Source organism: Turicibacter bilis, assembly GCF_024499055.1.
GTDB classification, from domain to species: Bacteria; Bacillota_I; Bacilli_A; order MOL361; family Turicibacteraceae; genus Turicibacter; species Turicibacter bilis.
The window spans coordinates 2,125,805-2,148,432 of the sequence record NZ_CP071249.1 but is presented as its reverse complement, the minus strand read 5'-3'; the positions used below and the strand labels follow the sequence as shown (position 1 = coordinate 2,148,432).

Below are 22,628 nucleotides of genomic sequence, written 5' to 3'. Positions count from 1 at the left end.
TTAACTTACTCAACAATTGCTAAAATATCATCTTGGGATAAAATAACTAATTCTTTTCCTTGATGTGAGACCTTTGTTCCACCAAATCCGTTATAGATAACACGTTGCCCCACCTCAACAGTTATTGGATGACGTTTCCCATTATCTAATAACTTTCCATCACCAATGGCAACTACAACTCCTTCTGAATGTTTTGGTTTTGAAGCTTCTCCCGAAAGAATGATTCCACTAGCTGTTGTCTTTTCAACCTCAACAATCTCAAGTACAACATTATTGTTTAATGGTTTTAACATGTATGTCCCTCCTCGTTTTAGCACTCTACCTATATGAGTGCTATTAAATAAATTATACAAAGATGAATAAATAATGGCAATACTTTAAACCAAAATCCTTTTTATTATAGTCTACCTAATGATTAATATGCTTAATATTAACATTTATTCCTATTCTTCTATCAAAATCACCTACTAAAATCAATTATTTGACGAATCAAAAAAAGCTAGGAAAATTACTCCTAGCTTAAAGCTCTAGCGTTCAACTTTATTTAACTTTATATTCATATGAGTTAAGCCCATTTTTTGAGCCATTGGCTCTAGTACTTTTACTAATGGTACAATTACAACTGTAGCTACACAGGCTTCTAAAAGACCATTTGTAAATACCAATCCAATTAAGGCCATTAATAACTGTGTTGTATCTAACCCTTGAGCAGCTGCATAACTTGGTCCAAAAAAGATATAAATCATTCCTAATACCATCGCCGTATGTAGAACTGTACACAATAGTGCTGTTACGCCTCCGCCAATCATATTTTTATCTCGATTTTTAAACCAACTATAAATTAAACCACCTAATACGCCTAACAATACACGAGGTACAATAGCAATAACTAAGCTCATGAAATTTCCGTGATACTCGCCAAGCGAATAAAAAGGCGTAAATACAAATGATAAAATCGTTGGATTAATCGTGGCATTGACAACACTCGAAATCCCAAAGACAAGACCAGTAATTGCACCCCCTTTGATTCCTAATAAAATCCCTGCTAAAATAACCGGAATATGCATGGTTGTGGCCTTCATCGGCCCAATTGGAATAAATCCAAGAGGGGTAAACATCAATAATACCTCAATACTACAAAACATGGTGACTAAAACTAAATACTTGGTTTTCTTACTTGATTGATTCATTTCTTTCTCCTCCACTGTCGCTTCTTCTGAATGCAACGTCTTGAATAATATTTTTAATCCCCCTAACGCTTTACTTAATTGATGTCAACTGATCATCATTAAGTCTCATTAGTAGAATTACTTCTCCTATTATATTTAAATCTGTGATTACTATCAATAACAAATCCATAATTTTCCTTTTATTTTGCCTGAACATAAAAAAAGAACCAAATACATTTGATTCCTTTTTATCAACGATCAATAATCTTCTTATCCCTTTGTTTTATGATAAATAACTTTCATTCCTTTAAAAGCTAAATCTGGATCATAAATATCAATCATATCAGTTTCATTATAAATGATACGCCCAAGTCCACCAGTCGCTACCACTTTAATGTCTTTACCAACAGCTTCCTTTACTTTTTTGATAATGTATTCCGTTTGACCGATATAACCATAAACTAATCCACCTTGCATACTCGTAATCGTATTACGACACATAATCGTCGCAGGCTTTTTAATTTCAATTTCAGGTAACTTTGCAGCTTGTGTCCATAAAGCTTGAGCAGAAATCTCAATTCCTGGTGACGTGACCCCAAACTCAAACTCACCATTTTCATTGACATAATCATAGGTTGTTGCCGTCCCAAAATCAATAACAAGCGCTGGACCACCATAAATATGATATGCTGCTGCAATATCAACAATACGATCAGCTCCCACCTCTCTTGGATTTTCAGTTTTCACACTAATACCGGTCTTAATACCTGGGCCGACAATGATTGGTTCAATATTAAAATACTTACGAATAGCATTTGTTAAAGAATGCATAATCTTAGGCACAACGCTAGAGATTAAAACATCCTCAACCCCCTTTGGATCAATATTCTTTGTTTGGAAGAATGAAAATAACGTAATTCCAAATTCATCTGATGTTCGTTGCAATTTAGTCGTTAGCCGAAAATTTGCAATTAATTCATCCTGGTCATAAACTCCTAGTGTAATATTCGTATTTCCTACATCAATAACGACTAACATACTATCCCTCTTTTCTTCACTAAAATCTGTAATAAACGATTCATAATCTCATAACCAAGTGCTTCTTTAGACATGACATCTAACTTCGTTATCCCCTCACCCGTTAAAATCGTCACCACATTCGTATCCTTTTTGAATCCCGCTGCATCTTCATTTAACTGATTTGCAACAATCAAGTCAGCACCTTTATTCACTAACTTCTTCGTAGCATTCTCAACTAAATCTTGAGTCTCCATAGCAAACCCACAAACAACTTGATTCGCCTTTTTTAGCTGCCCCATATGAGCTAAGATATCTGGATTGGTTACAAAATCAATCGTCAACTGATTACCTTGCTTTTTCATTTTATGATCACTCACACGCTCCACTCGGTAATCTGAAACGGCTGCTGACTTCACTAAAATATCATACTCATCTTTTAGAGCCTCAACTGCTTCAAACATTTGAATTGCTGTTCTAACCTCAACAACATCCATGAAAACTGGCTTTCTTAATGAAACAGGCCCAGTTACTAACGTCACATCCGCACCTAAATTACGAGCAGCACGTGCCACTGCATACCCCATCTTCCCACTTGAATGATTCGTCATGAAACGAACTGGATCTAAATCTTCTTGAGTGGGTCCTGCGGTTACGACAACTTTCATTCCTTTTAAAGGCTTGTCCTTAACTAATAAACTTTCAATCGCATCTTCAATATCCTCGATTTCTGCCAAACGACCTTTCCCAACATCTCCACATGCTAAATAACCACTATCTGATTCAACAAAAGTCATTCCATATTTTTTACAAATCTCAATATTATGCTGTGTGATTGGATTATTTAACATTCCTGTATTCATTGCAGGTGCAATGAGTTTTGGGCAAGACGCGGCTAAAAACGTTGTCGTCAACATATCATCCGCTAATCCATGAGCAAACTTCGCAATACAATTTGCTGAAGCTGGAGCCACAACAAATAAATCTGCGCGCTTAGCTAATGAAATATGATTCACATCATACTGGAAATTGCGATCAAACGTTCCAACAGATACACGATTATGAGTTAATGTTTCAAATGTCATCGGTGTAATAAATTCTGTAGCATTTTTCGTCATAATGACATGAACATCATAACCTTTTTTATATAGACTACTTGCAAGTTGTGCACTTTTATAAGCTGCAATTCCCCCACAAACTCCCAATACAATAGTCTTTTTGTTCAACTAAATCACCTTCTTCGTAATTGGTTCTAACACCTTCGTTAATGGTGCAATAATTAATGTAGCTAAGATGGCTTCCAGTACACTATTTGTCGTAATGATTCCTAGTAATAAGCCAAATAAAGCTGAAACTTCAACTCCTTTGGCTGCTGCATAACTTGGACCAAAGAATAAGTAGATCATTCCAAGCACTAAAATGGAGTGAATTAACGTACAAACTAAAGCCGTAACTCCACTACCGAATAATCTCATTTTATTATTTTTATTTTTAAACCAATGATAAATCACTGCAGCTAATACCCCAAGTAAGACACGTGGACCAATAGCAATAACTAAACTCATGAAGTTTCCATGATATTCACCTAATGAATAAAATGGGGTAAATACAAATGATGTAATCGTTGGGGTAATCGTATTAATAATCACACTACTCAATCCAAAAACTAATCCTGTAATAGCTCCACCTTTGACTCCCAATAAAATTCCTGCTAAAATAACTGGAATATGCATGGTTGTGGCACGAACTGGGCCTAATGGAATATATCCAAGTGGTGTTAACATTAAAACAACTTGAATACTACAAAACATCGTTAGTAAAACTAAAAACTTGGTTTTCTTTCTTGATTGATTCATTTTTCTTCTCCTCCACTGTCGCTTCTTTCGAATGCAACGTCTTGAATATTATATTTGACATCGTTAGTATGACCTTAATTGATGTTATAAAATCACCATTAAGTTTGACAAACGCTATCATCGCTCATAATTATACTGATGTATTGAATAGTTTTCAATAAAATAACATTATTTTACCATTATTCATCGCCTGTAAAAAGAAAAAAAGCTTATAATCAATTGATTATAAGCTTATAACGGACGAAATTTAAAAAGTACTAATGTTTTGCTTGTTCTTTTTGAAAAACATAGAAGAATAATGTCTCTAACTCCATATTTAAATCTACTTCATGAACGGTAATGTCTTCACTCACATTAATCACTGTAGAAGATAAATTTAAAATACCTTTAATACCTAACCCTTCTAATGATGTTGCAACACTTTGAGCAACTGTCGGTGGTACTGTTAAAATAACATAAGTAACACGGTGTTCTTCAATATACGATTTTAAATCATTTAAATGATAAAGAGGCAATTCACCTACACATTGTCCAACTAAGCTTTCATCTGTATCAAACCCTGCAATTAAGTTAACTGGTGTTCTAAATACACGTTTCTTAAACTTATCTGAGCTAAAATACTTTAATAGTGCACGCCCTAAGTTTCCGACCCCAATTAAAACACAGCTCTGTGCATCCTCTGTTTTCAATAAATTATTAAATGCCTCTAAAACAACGCGTACCTCATATCCATATCCTTGACGACCTAATTCACCTAAATATGAAAAATCACGTCGAATAGTAGCAGAATCAATCCCTATTTTTTGGCTTAATTCACCTGACTGAATTCGTTTAACGCCCATTTCATCTAATTCAACGAAACAGCGACGATAAAGTGCTAACCTTTTAATCGTTGCATTTGGAATATTTGATAACATAGAAAACCTCCTTTACCATATTTCAATAATAACATGAAAATAATTCAATGTGAATACTGTCAGAAGCATAAAACATCTATATGTTAAATTGTTTTAAAATTCGACTATTATTTCATCCAGTGTCCGTTGCTTATCTCTTCTTTAAGCATTATACTTATAAATAAATACAATAAAATCCGAATATCTACTGATAAGTTAATATATAAAGGAGAAACAAAATGATCTTATTACAAACTAGCAAATTGACAAAGCTCTATTCAGGAACTCCCATTCTTGAAAATGTGCAATTTGAAGTCAAAAAAGGGGAGCGTATTGCCGTTGTTGGACGTAATGGTGCCGGTAAATCAACACTATTAAAAATGATTGCTGATGAAATCGACTTCGATAGTGGAGAAATCCACAAGCCACAAAGTGTCGTCCTAGGCTATTTTGCCCAATCAAGCCACGTTAATTCAAATGACACCATCTATAATGAAATGTTAAGCGTCTTCGCTGAAACAATCAAACTAAAAGGCCAGCTTGAAGAGCTAAGCCTTAAAATGGCTGAAGAAGACCCAAGCAGCGAACAATACTTAAGAATTATTGAACAATATCAAAACTTAAATCATCGCTTTGAATTAATGAGTGGTTATACTTACGAATCTGAAATCAATAATATTCTCAATCGATTTAAATTCAATGAGATTGGCTTTGACCAAAAAATCTCAAACTTAAGTGGAGGACAAAAAACAAGATTGGCTCTTGCCAAACTCCTTCTTCAAAAACCAGATGTTCTAATTCTCGATGAGCCTACTAACCACTTAGACATCGATACAATCGAATGGTTGGAAGGATACCTAAAAAAATATTCAGGTGCCGTAGTTATCGTCTCACATGACCGCTATTTTATCGATCAGATTGCAACAACGGTCTATGAAATTGAGTATCGAAAATGTACGAAGTACAAAGGAAACTACTCAGATTATATAGATCAAAAGGCAGTTTCCTATGCATCCCTCATGAAGCAATACGAAAAACAACAAAAAGAGATTTCAAAAATGGAAGACTTCATTAGTCGAAACATCGTCCGTGCCTCAACAACAAAACGTGCTCAATCACGCCGTAAGCTATTAGATAAAATGGAGCGTATTGAAATCCCTAAAATCAACGATAAATCAATCGGTATTACATTTGAAATTGACCGCCGAAGCGGAAATGACGTCCTAAAAGTAGAAGATTTAACAGTTGGATACCCAGATCAAATCATCTCAGATCATCTAGACTTCCAAATTAATCGTCTAGATCGTGTGGCTTTAATTGGGCCAAATGGAATCGGAAAATCTACCATCCTTAAAACAGTAGCAGGTGACTTACCAAAGTTAGGGGGAGAAGTTTACTACGGTAAAAGCCTAGACATGGGATACTTTGATCAAGAGCAAGCAAACCTAACTTCTAATAACACCGTCTTAAATGAAGTTTGGAACTACTTCCCGACGCGACTAGAAAAAGATATTCGTACATTACTTGGAAACTTCCTGTTTACAGGAGATGACGTCTTTAAGACAGTTAACCAACTGTCTGGTGGTGAAAAGGTTCGACTAACACTTTGTAAACTCATGCTTCAAAAAAATAACTTCTTACTTCTAGATGAGCCAACTAATCACTTAGATATTGATAGTAAAGAAATGCTAGAACTTTCACTAGAAGACTATGAAGGAACAGTCTTCTTCATCTCCCATGACCGTTACTTCATCGATAAAATCGCAACCCGCATTTTAGAAGTTACTCCACATGGTGTAGTATCATACTTAGGAAACTACTCAGATTATATGGAGAAGAAACAACAATTGGCTGAGCTAGAAGCAGCTAAATTAGCTGAGGAGTCAAATACAACAACAACTAACAATGTAACAGATTACCAAAAACAAAAAGAACAGCGACGATTAGAACAACAGCGTAAACGTCAACTAGAGGACATCGAATCAAAAATCGCCGCCTATGAAGAAGAACTTGAATATAAAAAAGCTGAGCTTTTCCAAGAAGAAGTCTACCTGGACACACAAAAATCAGCACAGGTTCAAGCTCGAATCGAAGAACTTGAAGAGTTAATCATGGAATCTATGGAAACTTGGGAAGAATTAAGCTTATCATAAAAAAGTCGTCCAAATGGACGACTTTTTGAATATCCACAATATGTAGTGAATATCATGTAACAAAAGGAGGAATTTTCAAAAAAAGAGTCAAAAAATCTTGTTCACTAGCTAGGCAAATCAGATTAAACACAACGAAGGGGGAGTTAATCAAATCGCCTACCAATAAAATCTCTAGCTCTATCTCATATAAGATAGAGCTTTTTCATATACTTAAACATCACTTGAACCTCCCATGACTAAAGTCACGAGTGTTCTGTTGACATTCATAAAATGGAGGAATACTATGAAAACAAAAAGACTAACCTTAAGAAACGTTGAAATTACTGATGCAAAACTTCTAGCCCAATGGAAGAATGATCCTGATCTGCAAGAGATGTCCACAGGTCAAAAAGAGTTCACCACAGAAACTGAACAAACAGATATTACTAACAATCATGACCCCTACTACATTCTCGTAATCAATGAAACCAATGAGCCTATCGGATATATCCGTATCAATTGGTTAGATGAACATGCAACTTGTGCCTGGCTTAGATTTGGGCTCGGCTCACACCGAGGGCAAGGTTACATGAAAGAAGCACTTGAAACATTAATAACTACCTTATTTAACCAAGGTGTTCATCGAATCGAATCAGAAATATATGATTATAATACACCTAGCCAAAAACTACTCCAATCACTCAACTTTGAACATGAAGGCACACGTCGCCAAGCCTACTATCAAAACGGAACTTATCACGATGTTCATCTTTTTGGACGAATCAAACGTATCCCTAGTACAAATCTCCAAGATTATCTCACTTATGTAATTCCTTACTATCCACAACCTGAATCTCTTAACTGTATCGTCAAAAATCTTAATTTCTTTGACACCAAAACATTAAACCTTTCTAAACTTTATTTCCTAGCAACCTTCTCTGGATTACTCACTAAACTTCAAACAGATTCTAAATTTATGGCACAAACTTTATCACAACTTGTCTCCTTAAATTGGGATCCTGATCAAATAAAAGATGGTCTTTATAGCTTAGAACGTCAATTACACTCACCTCTGACAGAAGAAGAAAAAATCGTTCATGACCTCTATACCTTAGAACAGATTGGAGCTCCAGAAATAGCTAGAGCACTTTCACTCGAAGGAACACAACACCAACTCTTTGATAATATTCGACAAAATAAATTCGAATTTTTCACCACAATTGGGAAAGAAATAGGCGAAGAAAGACTAGCCTATACAAAAAAATTTCTACAACAACTATAAAAAAGTAGCCTTACGGCTACTTTTTTATAATGAAGTTAACTCCATTCCTGATAATCCATTCATATCCATTCCACTACGATGCCCTTTTAAATAAGCCATCGTTCCTGCAGCACCAATCATCGCTGCATTATCTGTACAAAGTGATAATGGAGGAACCGTTAATTTAATATGGCCATCTTTCGCAACAGCTTCTTCTAAACCTTTACGAAGTCCTTTATTGGCTGATACTCCACCAGCGACAATAATTTGTTTTACGTTATATTCACGTGCCGCACGCATCGTTTTTTCCACAAGAACTTCCACCACGCTCGCTTGGAAACTTGCCGCTAAATTTTCAGGAACAATCTCCTCACCACGTTGTTTTGCATTATGTACGGTATTAATAACTGCTGATTTTAACCCAGAGAAACTAAAATCGTAAGACTCTTTATCTAACCAAACACGAGGTAACTTATAAGTATCTTCACCAACAGCGGCTAAACGGTCAATATGTGGACCACCTGGATACGGTAAACTTAACGTACGAGCCACCTTATCATAAGCCTCTCCTACTGCATCATCTAACGTCTCACCAATCACTTCAAACTGATAGTGATCCTTCATATAAACTAACTCCGTATGGCCACCTGAAACGACTAATGCTAACAATGGAAACTCTAAAGGTTCCACTAATTGATTCGCATAAATATGCCCCGCAATATGATGCACACCAACTAATGGAATATCATGAGCAAATGCTAAAGCTTTTGCTGCATTAATCCCAATTAATAATGATCCAATTAAACCTGGCCCCTCGGTCACCGTAATCGCATCAATATCATCCCAAGTTACATTTGCTACCTTTAAAGCCTCTTCAAAAACAAGCGTCACACTCTCAACATGATGACGACTTGCCACCTCAGGAACAACCCCACCAAAACGTTTATGACTCTCAATCTGAGATGCAACTACATTCGATAAAATCTCAGTTCCATTTTTAATAACCGCAACACTCGTCTCATCACAGCTACTCTCAACCGCTAATACTAAAATATCTTTTTCCATGACTATCACCAACTTCTATCTAAAATTACGAGTCATTAATAATGCATCTTCACCATCTGCATAATACCTTGCACGAGTTCCAACCGAAATGAACCCACACTTCTCATATAAACGAATCGCTGTGTGATTACTCATACGAACTTCTAATGACATCGTATCACCTTCGTTTTTACACGCATCTTGGATAAATTGTTCAACAAGCAATCTTCCATAACCTTTTGATCGGTAATCAGGATTTACAGCAACATAATATAAATCTGACATTTCAAAAATAATCTGACCTACTAAATAACCAACAATTTGATGATCGATTTCAATAACAATCCCATAATGAAACATCTTCTCTTGCACATAATCTTCAAAATTAAAAGATTGTTTAAATAATACATCATGTAACGATGTAACCTGAAATAAATCTTCTTCTCTCATTAAACGAATATTCATCATTATAATCCCTTATTTTTTTGTTCTAACATCCAATTCATTTCTGCTTCTGGTAAACGATGATACTTCGGCGTAAAATGATGAATATTATCTACAGGAGTCTTTTCTAATGCTAAATTTGCTAAAACAGAGGCATGTGGCATATTTAAATTTTCATCTTCCACCTTAATTACCTTATCACCTAGAACAGACTCAATTAAATCCCAGTACCTTGCAACATCATTACCAAGGAAATACATTTTTTTCTCACTTTTTGATAAATTGTCTAATAAACCTTGTAATTCATAGTGTCCATCTGAAATAACGACATTCGATGACGCTCCTTCATAAACTCCAGCAAACACCGTTTGACGACGCGCGTCAAATAAAGGAATAATGTACGCGTCTTCTTTGATATTACGAGCTAAAATTTCTAAACTAGAAACACCTACTAACGGTTTATTTAATGTCCACGCTAACGTCTTAGCAACAGTCACTCCAATACGAACACCCGTATATGAACCTGGCCCCTCTGCAACAGCAATTAAGTCAAGCTCTTTAGGGGTACGATTAACTTTTTTAAATAAGGCTTCAATCGTCGGCATCAAACGCTTTGAATGATCATTTTTAGTAGCCTCAACGACTTCAATTAATATCTCATTATTCTCAACAAGAGCAACCGATAAAGTAGTATTTGATGTATCAATAGCTAAAACAAACATTTTTATAACACCTCACGAATTGATTCATAAAATTCCCCTACAGGAGTTAATTCAATACGGCGATCGTTCTCACCTTCACGATATACTTTAATATCTAGACGTTCTTTAGGAAGGATATCTTCAATCATACTAGCCCACTCAACAACACAAACACCATCACCAAATAAGTAATCATCTAATCCCATATCCTCAGCACCATTTTCTAAACGATACACATCCATATGATAAAGTGGTAAACGTCCTTGGTATTCCTTAATAATGGTAAACGTCGGGCTATTTACATTTCGTTTAATATCAAGACCTTTTGCAAATCCCTTCGTAAAAGTTGTCTTCCCTGCACCAAGATCACCTTCTAAAGTCAAAATCATACCAGGTTGAACCCAACCACCAATCTTCTCAGCAAGTAACTGAGTTTCTTCAACAGAATTTGTTTTAATTATATATGTCATACTATCACCTATAAGTTCTAAATAAAGATTATGAATTATTATGGATAAATTTTATCATAAATATCTTAATAAATTAGAAAGTTTATTCTAACTTTATTATAACATATCTCAGTAAACAGATTAGTACTAATACGACAATAAAATACAAAAGGATGAAGACTACGCTTCATCCTTTTGTATCCTGACCTAAACTAAAAGAACAATTGGTAAATAGCCAGTAACATAATAATCACACTAGCAATATACTCTGCATACTTCACAGTACTGTAACTTAAAAAATTATATGTTAAACGACATCCAAATTCAATAAATAAGATACTTAAAATTAAACAAGTTACTGATGTAATATAAATATTAAGCCCTGTTAAAGCAGCACCAATACCTAAACCCAAATTATTCAAACATAAAAATAAACCTAACATACAAGCTTCTCTAATATCAATAGATTTTGAATGGTCCTTATCAAAATTCTCTGCTAAATCAGCAGCATCATTAATAATCTTCACATCACTATTAGCTTTTATTTGCTTATATAGGGCCTGATAAAACATATAAAATCCAAATAAAAATAACAGTGCACTCCCTATCCATTGCGTAATTGAACCAATCAAAAAACCATTAAATATATTACCTATATACATACCTAGCATAGTACCCAGGCAAGAAATGAGACCAACAATTAAATTACTTGTAAAACAAATTTTTATTTTTCTTGCACCATAGCTCAAACCTATAATAAGACTATCGCAAGTAGCAGATGCAGAGAATAGTAGAATAGCTAAAAAGTTCATGTTTTATCCCTACCTTTAGTTTATTACGAGATACTATATGTAATAAACCTGGTAGAGGTTCTATCTATAAACACAAAAAAAGCACTCTAAGAGTGCGACTATTCGAATTGGAGCGGGTGAAGAGAATCGAACTCTCACAGTCAGCTTGGAAGGCTGAAGTTCTACCATTAAACTACACCCGCATATAGGTTTGGCCCAGCGACGTCCTACTCTCGCACTTGCGTACTACCCTCGGCGCTAAGGAGCTTAACTTCTGTGTTCGGTATGGGAACAGGTGTGCCCTCCTTGCCATCATCACTAGACCATTGAAAGATGTTGTTAATCTTCCAAAACTAGATATCTTCTTCAGTTTCTTTGGTTAAGTCCTCGATCGATTAGTATCAGTCCGCTCCATGTGTCACCACACTTCCACTCCTGACCTATCAACCTCGTCGTCTTCAAGGGATCTTACTTCTTTCGAATGGGAAATCTCATCTTGAGGGGGGCTTCACGCTTAGATGCTTTCAGCGTTTATCCCGTCCACACGTAGCTACCCAGCTATGCTCCTGGCAGAACAACTGGTACACCAGCGGTGTGTCCATCCCGGTCCTCTCGTACTAAGGACAGCTCCTCTCAAATTTCCTACGCCCACGACGGATAGGGACCGAACTGTCTCACGACGTTCTGAACCCAGCTCGCGTACCGCTTTAATGGGCGAACAGCCCAACCCTTGGGACCGACTACAGCCCCAGGATGCGATGAGCCGACATCGAGGTGCCAAACCTCCCCGTCGATGTGAACTCTTGGGGGAGATCAGCCTGTTATCCCCGGGGTAGCTTTTATCCGTTGAGCGACGGCCCTTCCATTCGGTACCGCCGGATCACTAAGCCCGACTTTCGTCCCTGCTCGACTTGTAGGTCTCGCAGTCAAGCTCCCTTCTGCCTTTACACTCTTCGAATGATTTCCAACCATTCTGAGGGAACCTTTGGGCGCCTCCGTTACTCTTTGGGAGGCGACCGCCCCAGTCAAACTGCCCACCTGACACTGTTCCCTGACCCGATAAGGGCCACGGGTTAGAACCCCAGTGACACAAGGGTAGTATCCCAACAGCGACTCCACCAAGACTGGCGTCCTGGTTTCTTCGTCTCCTACCTATCCTGTACATGTGCCACCAGTGCTCAATATCAAGCTACAGTAAAGCTCCACGGGGTCTTTCCGTCCTGTCGCGGGTAACCTGCATCTTCACAGGTACTATGATTTCACCGAGTCTCTTGTTGAGACAGCGCCCAGATCGTTACGCCTTTCGTGCGGGTCGGAACTTACCCGACAAGGAATTTCGCTACCTTAGGACCGTTATAGTTACGGCCGCCGTTTACTGGGGCTTCAATTCAAAGCTTCGCTTGCGCTAACCTCTCCTCTTAACCTTCCAGCACCGGGCAGGCGTCAGCCCCTATACATCACCTTGCGGTTTAGCAGAGACCTGTGTTTTTGATAAACAGTCGCCTGGGCCTATTCACTGCGGCTTGCTTTCACAAGCACCCCTTCTCCCGAAGTTACGGGGTCATTTTGCCGAGTTCCTTAACAAGAGTTCTCTCGCTCATCTTAGGATTCTCTCCTCGCCTACCTGTGTCGGTTATCGGTACGGGCACTTATTAAATTAACCCTAGAAGCTTTTCTTGGAAGCGTGACGTCAGTTGACTTCGCCATTCGGCTTCGGCATCACAGCTCAATGTTATGCCATGCGGATTTGCCTACATGACCACCTCACTGCTTACACGTGAATCCAATCACACGCTCAACTTAGCCTTCTCCGTCACTCCATCAGTTTAATAAGTGGTACAGGAATATCAACCTGTTGTCCATCGGCTACGCCTTTCGGCCTCACCTTAGGTCCCGACTTACCCAGGGCGGACGAGCCTTCCCCTGGAAACCTTAGGCTTTCGATGGATAGGATTCTCACCTATCTTTCGCTACTCACACCGGCATTCTCACTTCTAACCGCTCCACAGCTCCTTCCGGTACTGCTTCACCGCTGTTAGAACGCTCTCCTACCACTGACTCTAAAGTCAATCCGCAGCTTCGGCGGTCCGTTTAGCCCCGGTACATTTTCGGCGCAGAGTCACTCGACTAGTGAGCTATTACGCACTCTTTAAAGGATGGCTGCTTCTAAGCCAACCTCCTAGTTGTCTGTGCATCTCCACATCCTTTTCCACTTAACGGACACTTGGGGGCCTTAGCTGGCGGTCTGGGCTCTTTCCCTTTTGACCATGGACCTTATCACCCACAGTCTGACTCCCGATTATATCTATCTGGCATTCGGAGTTTGATTGAGATCAGTACCCCGAGGTGGGGCCATCACCCATTCAGTGCTCTACCTCCAGTAGACTTAACATCGAGGCTAGCCCTAAAGCTATTTCGGAGAGAACCAGCTATATCCGTGTTCGATTGGAATTTCACCCCTAGCCACAAGTCATCCAAGCACTTTTCAACGTGCCCTGGTTCGGCCCTCCAGTCAGTGTTACCTGACCTTCAGCCTGCTCATGGCTAGCTCACACGGTTTCGGGTCTACAACATCGTACTCTTCGCCCTATTCAGACTCGCTTTCGCTACGGCTCCGCATCTTCTGCTTAACCTCGCACGATATCGTAACTCGCCGGTTCATTCTACAAAAGGCACGCCATCACCCATTAACGGGCTCTGACTATTTGTAGGCACACGGTTTCAGGTTCTCTTTCACTCCCCTTCCGGGGTTCTTTTCACCTTTCCCTCACGGTACTGGTTCACTATCGGTCACTAGGTAGTATTTAGCCTTACGAGATGGTCCTCGTTGATTCCGACGGGATTCCACGTGTCCCGCCGTACTCAGGATTCCTTCCATGCATCTCACAATTTCACCTACGGGACTCTCACCCCCTACGGTTGGCCTTCCCAGACCATTCGGCTATCATGATTTGTCAATTATGAAGGTCCTACAACCCCGGATAAATCCGGTTTGGGCTCTTCCCACTTCGCTCGCCGCTACTACGGGAATCGATTTTTCTTTCTTTTCCTCCAGGTACTTAGATGTTTCAGTTCCCTGGGTCTGTCTCCTATATGGCTATGTATTCACCATATGGTGCTAGCGTATAACCACTAGCGGGTTTCCCCATTCGGATACCCCCGGATCAATGCTCACTTACAGCTCCCCGAGGCGTTTCGCCGTTTGTCGCGTCCTTCTTCGACTCCTAGTGCCAAGGCATCCTCCGTGCGCCCTTATTCACTTAACCTAAATCAAATCTATTGTTTGTTTCTTCTGAATGAAGATATCTAGTTTTCAAAGATCAACTTTGGAAGAAATTCTTCCAAAACTAAACAGAACGTCTCTTTCTCCATAGAAAGGAGGTGATCCATCCCCACCTTCCGGTAGGGATACCTTGTTACGACTTCACCCCAATCATCTACCCCACCTTAGGCAGCTCCCTCCTTGCGGTTAGGCCACTGACTTCGGGTGTTGTAAACTCTCGTGGTGTGACGGGCGGTGTGTACAAGACCCGGGAACGTATTCACCGCGACATTCTGATTCGCGATTACTAGCGATTCCAACTTCATGTAGGCGAGTTGCAGCCTACAATCCGAACTGAGATTGGCTTTATGAGGTTTGCTCCACGTCACCGCTTCGCTTCTCTTTGTACCAACCATTGTAGCACGTGTGTAGCCCAGGTCATAAGGGGCATGATGATTTGACGTCATCCCCACCTTCCTCCAGTTTGTCACTGGCAGTCTCGTTAGAGTCCCCAACTGAATGCTGGCAACTAACGACAGGGGTTGCGCTCGTTGCGGGACTTAACCCAACATCTCACGACACGAGCTGACGACAACCATGCACCACCTGTATCCATTGTCCCCGAAGGGAAAATCCTATCTCTAGAACGGTCAATGGTATGTCAAGACCTGGTAAGGTTCTTCGCGTTGCTTCGAATTAAACCACATGCTCCACCGCTTGTGCGGGTCCCCGTCAATTCCTTTGAGTTTCAGTCTTGCGACCGTACTCCCCAGGCGGAGTGCTTAATGCGTTAACTTCAGCACTGAGGTTCGACCCCCAACACTTAGCACTCATCGTTTACGGCGTGGACTACCAGGGTATCTAATCCTGTTTGCTCCCCACGCTTTCGCGCCTCAGTGTCAGTTACAGACCAGGAAGCCGCCTTCGCCACTGGTGTTCCTCCATATCTCTACGCATTTCACCGCTACACATGGAATTCCACTTCCCTCTTCTGCACTCAAGTCGACCAGTTTCCAATGACCCTCCACGGTTAAGCCGTGGGCTTTCACATCAGACTTAATCAACCACCTGCGCGCTCTTTACGCCCAATAATTCCGGATAACGCTCGCCACCTACGTATTACCGCGGCTGCTGGCACGTAGTTAGCCGTGGCTTTCTCATAAGGTACCGTCACACTCTAGCCATTTCCTACTAAAGTCGTTCTTCCCTTATAACAGAATTTTACAACCCGAAGGCCTTCATCATTCACGCGGCGTTGCTCGGTCAGGCTTTCGCCCATTGCCGAAGATTCCCTACTGCTGCCTCCCGTAGGAGTCTGGGCCGTGTCTCAGTCCCAGTGTGGCCGTTCACCCTCTCAGGTCGGCTACGCATCGTCGCCTTGGTAGGCCTTTACCCTACCAACTAGCTAATGCGCCGCAGGCTCATCCATCAGCGGTGCCAGAAGCACCTTTAAACTTTCGTCCTATCCGGTATTAGCGATCGTTTCCAATCGTTGTCCCCGTCTGATGGGCAGATCACCTACGTGTTACTCACCCGTTCGCCGCTCACCACCGAAGTGGTTCGCTCGACTTGCATGTATTAGGCACGCCGCCAGCGTTCATCCTGAGCCAGGATCAAACTCTCCATAATTAAATGTTTGTTTTTATCCTAAGCTTCCTTAAGAAACTTAATTCTTAAATAAATGTTTGTTGACGTTCTGTTTAGTTTTCAAAGAACTTCGTGTCACCTTGTTTTGGCGACTTTATTAGTTTATCATGTCTGTCTCTTTCTGTCAAACACTTTTTAAACTTTTTTAGTAATGGTGACCCGTACGGGATTCGAACCCGTGTATGCATGCGTGAAAGGCATGTGTGTTAAACCGCTTCACCAACGGGCCATTAAAAATGGCGGTCCAGACGGGAATCGAACCCGCGATCTCCTGCGTGACAGGCAGGCATGTTAACCGCTACACCACTGGACCTTTTTTCGACTTTCTAAGTTTATCATCGGTGCTGTTTTTTGTCAACACCCTTTTTGAAATATAGAATAAAACCTCAATTTGATTAATTCCTCTGTCTTTCGACTTCTATATAATATCACCGCTGTCGAAACCTGTCAACACTTTCTTGTTTTTTTTGAAATTAATTATAATAAATAGTTTCTTTGCCTTTTGTTGCTATATGTATTCGAATGATTCATTTTTATATAACACAAATTATAATATTAAGTATGACATATAAAAAAAGCTCATGGTTGTAGAATGAAGTTACCACACCAAATTCTTAAAAAGGATATCTATCCATGAGTTATTCCCATGTTAACATATTCGAACCTCGATTCATCAACGTCCAAAAGAAGTAAAAAGACGTGAAACGTTTGGACATGTGCTCCCCCCTTCATAGAAGATGAATAAATCCTCCACTGGTAGGGAACGGGGAGTAGGATTCTCATCTCTGTTGGTAACAACAAGGTATTTTCCTTTGAGGAGCAGTAGATACCACTATTTCGAGTCGTAGTAAAATTAACAGTTGTTTACCTACCTTTGTTGAACGTCAAACACGTTTTTATACGGCCATTAAAATAGAAATTCCCTCTGCTCAAACTAAACACATAAATATATTAGTCTATTTACTATAAGATATATAGTTGATCGCTATAATAATTGTTTACACTTTCTTAAATTATAAAAGAAAACTAATCCTAGTTTGGGTTTTATAGTATTGACTGTTACTAGATAAGTACCACCTTCCTTTCATATTATCAAAAAAAGATGTTAAGTCTCTCCTGTTACAATATCAGTAACTAAGAAATCCATAGAAAAATAATCATTTTAGAGGTCACTATTGATTACTTTTAAACTCTGCTCACTATCTCAATACACAACTTATTACTTCGTTTAGTGTTTCAAACATCTGATGTTTCAAATTAATTTCTCTGAACTTCAAGCTACTCTTCAAATTTTGAAAACTAAGCTGCTATTTTTAACACACATAATAAGTTCGTATACTATTATTCCTATTGAAAAAGAATTAATAATAAAATATAGCATTTAACGAAATCCCTTGAGATATTGTAACTTTTATCGCTTCAAATCACTTAGCTCATAATTCAAAACTAATTAAATTTAAAAGGTTCTATAATATTTGGTGTGGGTGATTCCCACACTTCTTTTATTTGGAATAAAAAATAAGTATAAAAAAAGAGACATCACGTCCCAAATTCTATACCATGTAATTGACCAAAAAAAACACGAAAGGATTGGGTTTATGTCTCACAATAATTGTATCTTAACTTTACTCGATTTAAAAGATAAAAATATTACTTTTTCAGAAAATTGGATGGAAGATGTTCAGATTAACGGGATCCGCTCTAAGGTCATTTCTGGTATCCTCTCTTTTCAACCGACCCATTGTTACAACTGTGGTCATCTCTTTGACTCACAAATCATTAAACACGGCTTCAAAACCTCTCGTATTAAGATGATGAAACTCTCTGGCTTTGATACCTATCTCGATTTAAAAAAGCAACGCTATAAATGCCGTCATTGTGATCGTACCTTTACGCTTAAAACCTCTCTCGTAGAATCTAATTGTTACCTTTCTAATCCCCTTAAACAAGCCATTTTCCTAGAGGCTAGCCATAAAAAATCCGAGTCAGATATTGCCCGTGAACTCAACGTATCCCATTCAACGGTCAATCGGATCATTCATACATCGTACGAGGAACAACCCCTTCATTTTAACTCTCTTCCAAAGGTGCTTTGTTTTGATGAGTTTAAGTCGGTCAAATCAGCGGAAGGGGCTATGTCATTCATTTTTTGTGATGCTTCTAATGGGAAGTTAATTGATATCGTTGAAGACCGTCGTCTAAGCACTTTAAAACCTTATTTCATGCGATTTTCTAAGGAGGCCCGTGAAGGTGTAACTCACGTTGTTATTGATATGTATGCTCCGTATATGACACTCATTAAAGAGGTGTTTCCCAACGCTAAAATTGTTTTAGATAAGTTCCACGTCGTTCAACTTTTATCTCGTGCCCTCAATAAAACTCGTATTCGCTTCATGAACCAAAACAAAGAATTCTACAATAAATTCAAACATTATTGGCGCCTTTTATTAAAAGCCCAAGAGGATATCCATTCTACCCACTACTTCTATTCTAACTGTTTCAAAAAGCAGATTTCTCAACAAGAAATCATCGACTTTTTACTCGCTTTAGATCCGGAATTAAAAGCCACTTATGACTTCTATCAAACCATCAAACAGGCCATCAAACTTCGCAACTTTGATGCTTTTCATCATGCCATTCAAAACCCCTCTGACTTACTTTCACCTGAAATGAAAACAGCTTTAAAAACATTAACTAACTACCAAGATTATATCAAAAATACGATTGAAACATCTTATACCAATGGAGTGCTTGAAGGGATTAATAACAAGATTAAAGTGATTAAACGCATGGCCTTTGGATACCGTAGTTTCTATCATTTCAAAGCTAGAATTTTGATTATCCATAAGTACACCTTTGAACAAAAAAATAAAAGGAATCAAACTGCTCAATGAGCAGCTTAATCCCTCACGATTACAGGTATAAAATTTCTTCACCCACACCAGTTGACAAAGAGCCATTTAAAAAACCCTAGTAGCTTAGGCTACTAGGATTTAAAATCAATGACATATTATAGATAAATTGTATTTTTAAGTAAACATAATAAATAAAAACGACTACCTAAATGTTATACATTCGTATACAAGAAATAAAAAAGAGTTCCTTCGAACTCATTATTATCTGTTATTATGGCGCGCCCAAGAGGAGTCGAACCCCTAACCTTTTGATCCGTAGTCAAACGCTCTATCCAATTGAGCTATGGGCGCTTTTTATGCTATTCTTGATGATGTTGATTAGACATTCATTATGGTGCGGCCGAGAGGACTCGAACCTCCACAGGATTGCTCCTACCAGCCCCTCAAGCTGGCGCGTCTACCATTCCGCCACGACCGCATACAGCTTATTCATGGCACATCACAATGAAATTAATGGAGCGGGTGAAGAGAATCGAACTCTCACAGTCAGCTTGGAAGGCTGAAGTTCTACCATTAAACTACACCCGCTTATTCGAATGGTCGGGAAGACAGGATTCGAACCTGCGACCCCCTGGTCCCAAACCAGGTGCTCTACCAAGCTGAGCCACTTCCCGTTTTTTAAAATGGCGGTCCAGACGGGAATCGAACCCGCGATCTCCTGCGTGACAGGCAGGCATGTTAACCGCTACACCACTGGACCTTTTGAATGGTGACCCGTACGGGATTCGAACCCGTGTATGCATGCGTGAAAGGCATGTGTGTTAAACCGCTTCACCAACGGGCCATACTTTTAATTCACCAATTCATTTTTATAATGGCGGAGCAGGAGGGATTTGAACCCTCGCGCCGGTTGCCCGACCTATACCCTTAGCAGGGGCACCTCTTCAGCCACTTGAGTACTGCTCCATTTTGTTTTTTTCTTGTCGTCCCTGACGACTTCTATATAATATCATGCTCTACAAATAGAGTCAACACTTTTTATAAACTTTTTTTATTTTTTTTATTTTATTAAAAAAAGCAGTAATATACACATATTACTGCCCTCTTTATTATTGTTTTTCTTTTTCCCAACGTCTTAGATGTGGGTAAGGATTAAAGGCCCATTCGCAACGTCCGTCATATTTATATAGACCAAAATGTAAATGTGGTGGGAACTTTCCGCTTGTCCCCTCCTTACCATAACCTGTACTTCCTACATATCCGATGACTTGTCCAGGTTCTACAATATCTCCTTCTTTTAAATCTCCTTCGAAACCTTGTAGGTGGGCATAGTATTGATAAGTATTATAAATATCTCTAATCCCAATTCGGTATCCGCCATAATCATTCCATCCCATTATTTCTACTACGCCATATGCAGTCGATAAAACAGGAGTTGAATAACATGCAAAGATATCTATTCCTTCATGGGATCTTGCTCCACCCCAGCTTCGAGCAGCTCCGTAGTTATCTTGAAAACTATAACTATAACGCTTTGAAACTGGTAATGATCGCTTATCTAACACTATCGTATCAAAATGTTCAAATAAACTAGCAATTTCTTTGATGACCATAACTGCTTGTTCTTTTTGATAGTAGGCTTCTATTGCACCTTCAAAGTCATCGAATGATCTTAAGTATTCGACCATCGTATACATAACATCATGTTCATTATTAATATCTGCTACACCATCTCCATCACCATCTTTAGCAATTCCACCAAAAAGGTTAATTGTATAGCTGTCATTATCATAATAATATGGATTCTCAGGTCCTGACCAGCGTTCATTAATCATACAGATGGAAATAGTATCGTACTTTAAATCCTTGCATTCTTCTCTAAATTTATAAATATTTCTTTCATACTGATCAACTGCAGCAATTTCATACCAGGGAACTCCCGAGGCTAATTCATAGTCTTTATACATTTTCATTCTAGCTTCATGATTACTATCATCCGCATTAGCAATGATACTAGGTAATACTATCATGACAAGTGATAAACTCATTATTAGAAATCTACGTTTCATGTCGTCCACCCATTTCTAGCCTTAATTTAAAGTACATTAATAAAAAGGGGCCGACTCGAAGTTAAGATTATTGATAATCACTAATTATGTTTAAGTTTAAGTTGATTGCCATTTGGCTTGCATTAGAAACATATTCATCATTAATATTTGATGGATGATAGGCATCTGAGTTAATCAATACAGGTATTTGTTTATCAGCAACTAGCTTCCAAAATTTCATATGTGGATAAGGGTATCTTTTTCCATCACTGTATTCTTGAATTCCTCGGCGTAAACCGTTGGCATTAAATTCGAGGGGCGTCTGGTATCTGTTCGCTGCCTCAATAATGATGTTACTAGCTTGTTCACAATTATCATCCCATTCCATATTATTAAGAAACATTAAATCTGGGTGTGCGACAAAAGCGAAATAGCCAGTAGCTAGTGCCTGTTCAATTGATTTAGCATATTCGATATACTGGATTGTATTTTCAAGGAAGTATGTATTAATATATTTTTTTTGGTCAGATACATAAATGTGTTGTCCTAATACAAGATAGTCAATTCCCTTTTCATTAATTAACTGTTCATAGTATGCTGATTTTCGAGAATCGTATTCAATTTCTAGTCCAATACGTAGTTGAATTTGATTTTTAAATTGTTCTTTTAATTTTTTCATTGTTTCGATGTATTCATCTAATTCAGAATATTTCATTCTTAATCCAAAGCGATCATCTGGATATGGCGCATGATCTGAAAATCCTAATGTACTAAATCCTGCATTAATAGCTTCTTGGATATATTCAATATCTTCGCCACCTGCATGTTGGCAACGTTTTGTATGTGTGTGAAAGTTGGTTTTAATCATATTTTATCCCCCCCCGAAATATTTTTAATATGATGTTCCGTAAATCCAAAGTTGTAAAATTAAGAAGATACATAGGAAAAATGTACAGAATGATGTTCCTATGAATCCTAGTTTTTCATGGTTATTACCATATAGGTAGTAACAAAGTGCACTAATGATTAGCCAAAAGAGAATGAAATACATTGTCA

General features: G+C 38.6%; 16 protein-coding genes, 10 tRNA genes and 3 rRNA genes. 3 read left to right on the top strand and 26 right to left on the bottom strand.

Annotated elements, in window-relative coordinates:
- Positions 1-5 precede the first annotated feature (5 nt).
- From J0J69_RS10410 to J0J69_RS10385, 6 genes are all read right to left on the bottom strand, one after another.
- Entirely contained in the window at positions 6-293 is a 288-nt protein-coding gene (locus J0J69_RS10410) for a co-chaperone GroES (RefSeq protein WP_055241328.1), read from the bottom strand.
- A gap of 234 nt (positions 294-527) precedes the next feature.
- Complete coding sequence (locus J0J69_RS10405; RefSeq protein WP_055241373.1) at positions 528-1,190, bottom strand: ECF transporter S component; 663 nt, start codon at positions 1,188-1,190, stop codon at positions 528-530.
- A 249-nt stretch (positions 1,191-1,439) separates the two neighbouring features.
- Positions 1,440-2,207: a type III pantothenate kinase gene (locus J0J69_RS10400; protein WP_055241331.1), complete on the bottom strand. Its 768-nt coding sequence runs from the start codon at positions 2,205-2,207 to the stop codon at positions 1,440-1,442.
- Entirely contained in the window at positions 2,201-3,412 is a 1,212-nt protein-coding gene (coaBC, locus tag J0J69_RS10395; RefSeq protein WP_212726048.1) for a bifunctional phosphopantothenoylcysteine decarboxylase/phosphopantothenate--cysteine ligase CoaBC, read from the bottom strand. Before coaBC ends, J0J69_RS10400 begins: the two co-directional genes overlap by 7 nt.
- Complete coding sequence (locus tag J0J69_RS10390) at positions 3,413-4,042, bottom strand: ECF transporter S component (protein ID WP_055241337.1); 630 nt, start codon at positions 4,040-4,042, stop codon at positions 3,413-3,415. It abuts the gene before it with no gap.
- A 257-nt stretch (positions 4,043-4,299) separates the two neighbouring features.
- Entirely contained in the window at positions 4,300-4,959 is a 660-nt protein-coding gene (locus J0J69_RS10385) for a redox-sensing transcriptional repressor Rex (RefSeq protein WP_055241339.1), read from the bottom strand.
- A gap of 218 nt (positions 4,960-5,177) precedes the next feature.
- Between J0J69_RS10385 and J0J69_RS10380 the strand changes: the two genes are divergently transcribed.
- Both J0J69_RS10380 and J0J69_RS10375 read left to right on the top strand, forming a co-directional pair.
- Entirely contained in the window at positions 5,178-7,091 is a 1,914-nt protein-coding gene (locus J0J69_RS10380) for an ABC-F family ATP-binding cassette domain-containing protein (protein WP_212726049.1), read from the top strand.
- A 283-nt stretch (positions 7,092-7,374) separates the two neighbouring features.
- On the top strand, positions 7,375-8,352 hold the full coding sequence (locus J0J69_RS10375) for a GNAT family N-acetyltransferase (RefSeq protein WP_212726050.1): 978 nt from the start codon (positions 7,375-7,377) through the stop codon (positions 8,350-8,352).
- Positions 8,353-8,376: 24 nt separating this feature from the next.
- Here the strand turns inward: J0J69_RS10375 and tsaD are convergent, their stop codons facing one another.
- From tsaD to J0J69_RS10320, 11 genes are all read right to left on the bottom strand, one after another.
- The gene (gene tsaD, locus J0J69_RS10370; protein ID WP_055277697.1) at positions 8,377-9,396 is read right to left on the bottom strand and encodes a tRNA (adenosine(37)-N6)-threonylcarbamoyltransferase complex transferase subunit TsaD; all 1,020 of its coding nucleotides are present in this window, start codon (positions 9,394-9,396) and stop codon (positions 8,377-8,379) included.
- 15 nt (positions 9,397-9,411) lie between these two features.
- Positions 9,412-9,840, bottom strand: coding sequence for a ribosomal protein S18-alanine N-acetyltransferase (gene rimI / locus J0J69_RS10365; protein WP_055277694.1), 429 nt, complete (start codon positions 9,838-9,840; stop codon positions 9,412-9,414).
- 2 nt (positions 9,841-9,842) lie between these two features.
- Complete coding sequence (tsaB, locus tag J0J69_RS10360; RefSeq protein WP_055241346.1) at positions 9,843-10,541, bottom strand: tRNA (adenosine(37)-N6)-threonylcarbamoyltransferase complex dimerization subunit type 1 TsaB; 699 nt, start codon at positions 10,539-10,541, stop codon at positions 9,843-9,845.
- Positions 10,542-10,543: 2 nt separating this feature from the next.
- Positions 10,544-10,990, bottom strand: a complete 447-nt coding sequence (gene tsaE / locus J0J69_RS10355; protein ID WP_055241348.1) for a tRNA (adenosine(37)-N6)-threonylcarbamoyltransferase complex ATPase subunit type 1 TsaE — start codon at positions 10,988-10,990, stop codon at positions 10,544-10,546.
- A gap of 191 nt (positions 10,991-11,181) precedes the next feature.
- Positions 11,182-11,781 (bottom strand): sporulation membrane protein YtaF, encoded by a 600-nt coding sequence (ytaF, locus tag J0J69_RS10350; RefSeq protein WP_055277692.1) that lies wholly within the window; start codon positions 11,779-11,781, stop codon positions 11,182-11,184.
- Between the two features lie 108 nt (positions 11,782-11,889).
- Positions 11,890-11,963, bottom strand: a tRNA-Gly gene (locus J0J69_RS10345).
- An 11-nt stretch (positions 11,964-11,974) separates the two neighbouring features.
- Positions 11,975-12,083, bottom strand: a 5S ribosomal RNA gene (gene rrf / locus J0J69_RS10340).
- Between the two features lie 52 nt (positions 12,084-12,135).
- A 23S ribosomal RNA gene (locus tag J0J69_RS10335) occupies positions 12,136-15,026 on the bottom strand.
- A 108-nt stretch (positions 15,027-15,134) separates the two neighbouring features.
- Positions 15,135-16,651 (bottom strand): 16S ribosomal RNA (locus J0J69_RS10330).
- Together the 16S, 23S and 5S rRNA genes with 3 tRNA genes alongside form the textbook arrangement of a ribosomal RNA operon.
- 170 nt (positions 16,652-16,821) lie before the next feature.
- Positions 16,822-16,898 (bottom strand) — tRNA-Glu (locus tag J0J69_RS10325).
- Between the two features lie 8 nt (positions 16,899-16,906).
- Positions 16,907-16,982 (bottom strand) — tRNA-Asp (locus J0J69_RS10320).
- A 1,285-nt stretch (positions 16,983-18,267) separates the two neighbouring features.
- Between J0J69_RS10320 and J0J69_RS10315 the strand changes: the two genes are divergently transcribed.
- Complete coding sequence (locus J0J69_RS10315; protein ID WP_128446202.1) at positions 18,268-19,563, top strand: ISL3 family transposase; 1,296 nt, start codon at positions 18,268-18,270, stop codon at positions 19,561-19,563.
- A 235-nt stretch (positions 19,564-19,798) separates the two neighbouring features.
- Here J0J69_RS10315 and J0J69_RS10310 read toward each other — a convergent pair.
- The 9 genes from J0J69_RS10310 to J0J69_RS10270 form a co-directional block, all read right to left on the bottom strand.
- Positions 19,799-19,875: transfer RNA gene (locus J0J69_RS10310), tRNA-Arg, on the bottom strand.
- Between the two features lie 41 nt (positions 19,876-19,916).
- Positions 19,917-20,002, bottom strand: a tRNA-Leu gene (locus J0J69_RS10305).
- 36 nt (positions 20,003-20,038) lie between these two features.
- A tRNA-Gly gene (locus J0J69_RS10300) sits at positions 20,039-20,112 on the bottom strand.
- A gap of 9 nt (positions 20,113-20,121) precedes the next feature.
- A tRNA-Pro gene (locus J0J69_RS10295) sits at positions 20,122-20,198 on the bottom strand.
- 10 nt (positions 20,199-20,208) lie between these two features.
- Positions 20,209-20,284, bottom strand: a tRNA-Asp gene (locus tag J0J69_RS10290).
- 7 nt (positions 20,285-20,291) lie between these two features.
- Positions 20,292-20,368: transfer RNA gene (locus J0J69_RS10285), tRNA-Glu, on the bottom strand.
- 31 nt (positions 20,369-20,399) lie between these two features.
- Positions 20,400-20,490 (bottom strand) — tRNA-Ser (locus J0J69_RS10280).
- Between the two features lie 143 nt (positions 20,491-20,633).
- Positions 20,634-21,593: a M23 family metallopeptidase gene (locus J0J69_RS10275; RefSeq protein WP_055244741.1), complete on the bottom strand. Its 960-nt coding sequence runs from the start codon at positions 21,591-21,593 to the stop codon at positions 20,634-20,636.
- Between the two features lie 67 nt (positions 21,594-21,660).
- On the bottom strand, positions 21,661-22,440 hold the full coding sequence (locus J0J69_RS10270) for a histidinol-phosphatase (protein ID WP_212725986.1): 780 nt from the start codon (positions 22,438-22,440) through the stop codon (positions 21,661-21,663).
- Positions 22,441-22,628 lie beyond the last annotated feature (188 nt).

Excerpts from the sequence above, each read along its gene's own strand:
- J0J69_RS10410 (WP_055241328.1), bottom strand. The coding sequence starts at position 293 with ATGTTAAAACCATTAAACAATAATGTTGTACTTGAGATTGTTGAGGTT.
- J0J69_RS10405 (WP_055241373.1), bottom strand. The coding sequence starts at position 1,190 with ATGAATCAATCAAGTAAGAAAACCAAGTATTTAGTTTTAGTCACCATG.
- J0J69_RS10400 (WP_055241331.1), bottom strand. The coding sequence starts at position 2,207 with ATGTTAGTCGTTATTGATGTAGGAAATACGAATATTACACTAGGAGTT.
- J0J69_RS10390 (WP_055241337.1), bottom strand. The coding sequence starts at position 4,042 with ATGAATCAATCAAGAAAGAAAACCAAGTTTTTAGTTTTACTAACGATG.
- J0J69_RS10385 (WP_055241339.1), bottom strand. The coding sequence starts at position 4,959 with ATGTTATCAAATATTCCAAATGCAACGATTAAAAGGTTAGCACTTTAT.
- J0J69_RS10380 (WP_212726049.1), top strand. The coding sequence starts at position 5,178 with ATGATCTTATTACAAACTAGCAAATTGACAAAGCTCTATTCAGGAACT.
- J0J69_RS10375 (WP_212726050.1), top strand. The coding sequence starts at position 7,375 with ATGAAAACAAAAAGACTAACCTTAAGAAACGTTGAAATTACTGATGCA.
- tsaD (WP_055277697.1), bottom strand. The coding sequence starts at position 9,396 with ATGGAAAAAGATATTTTAGTATTAGCGGTTGAGAGTAGCTGTGATGAG.
- rimI (WP_055277694.1), bottom strand. The coding sequence starts at position 9,840 with ATGAATATTCGTTTAATGAGAGAAGAAGATTTATTTCAGGTTACATCG.
- tsaB (WP_055241346.1), bottom strand. The coding sequence starts at position 10,541 with ATGTTTGTTTTAGCTATTGATACATCAAATACTACTTTATCGGTTGCT.
- tsaE (WP_055241348.1), bottom strand. The coding sequence starts at position 10,990 with ATGACATATATAATTAAAACAAATTCTGTTGAAGAAACTCAGTTACTT.
- ytaF (WP_055277692.1), bottom strand. The coding sequence starts at position 11,781 with ATGAACTTTTTAGCTATTCTACTATTCTCTGCATCTGCTACTTGCGAT.
- J0J69_RS10315 (WP_128446202.1), top strand. The coding sequence starts at position 18,268 with ATGTCTCACAATAATTGTATCTTAACTTTACTCGATTTAAAAGATAAA.
- J0J69_RS10275 (WP_055244741.1), bottom strand. The coding sequence starts at position 21,593 with ATGAAACGTAGATTTCTAATAATGAGTTTATCACTTGTCATGATAGTA.
- J0J69_RS10270 (WP_212725986.1), bottom strand. The coding sequence starts at position 22,440 with ATGATTAAAACCAACTTTCACACACATACAAAACGTTGCCAACATGCA.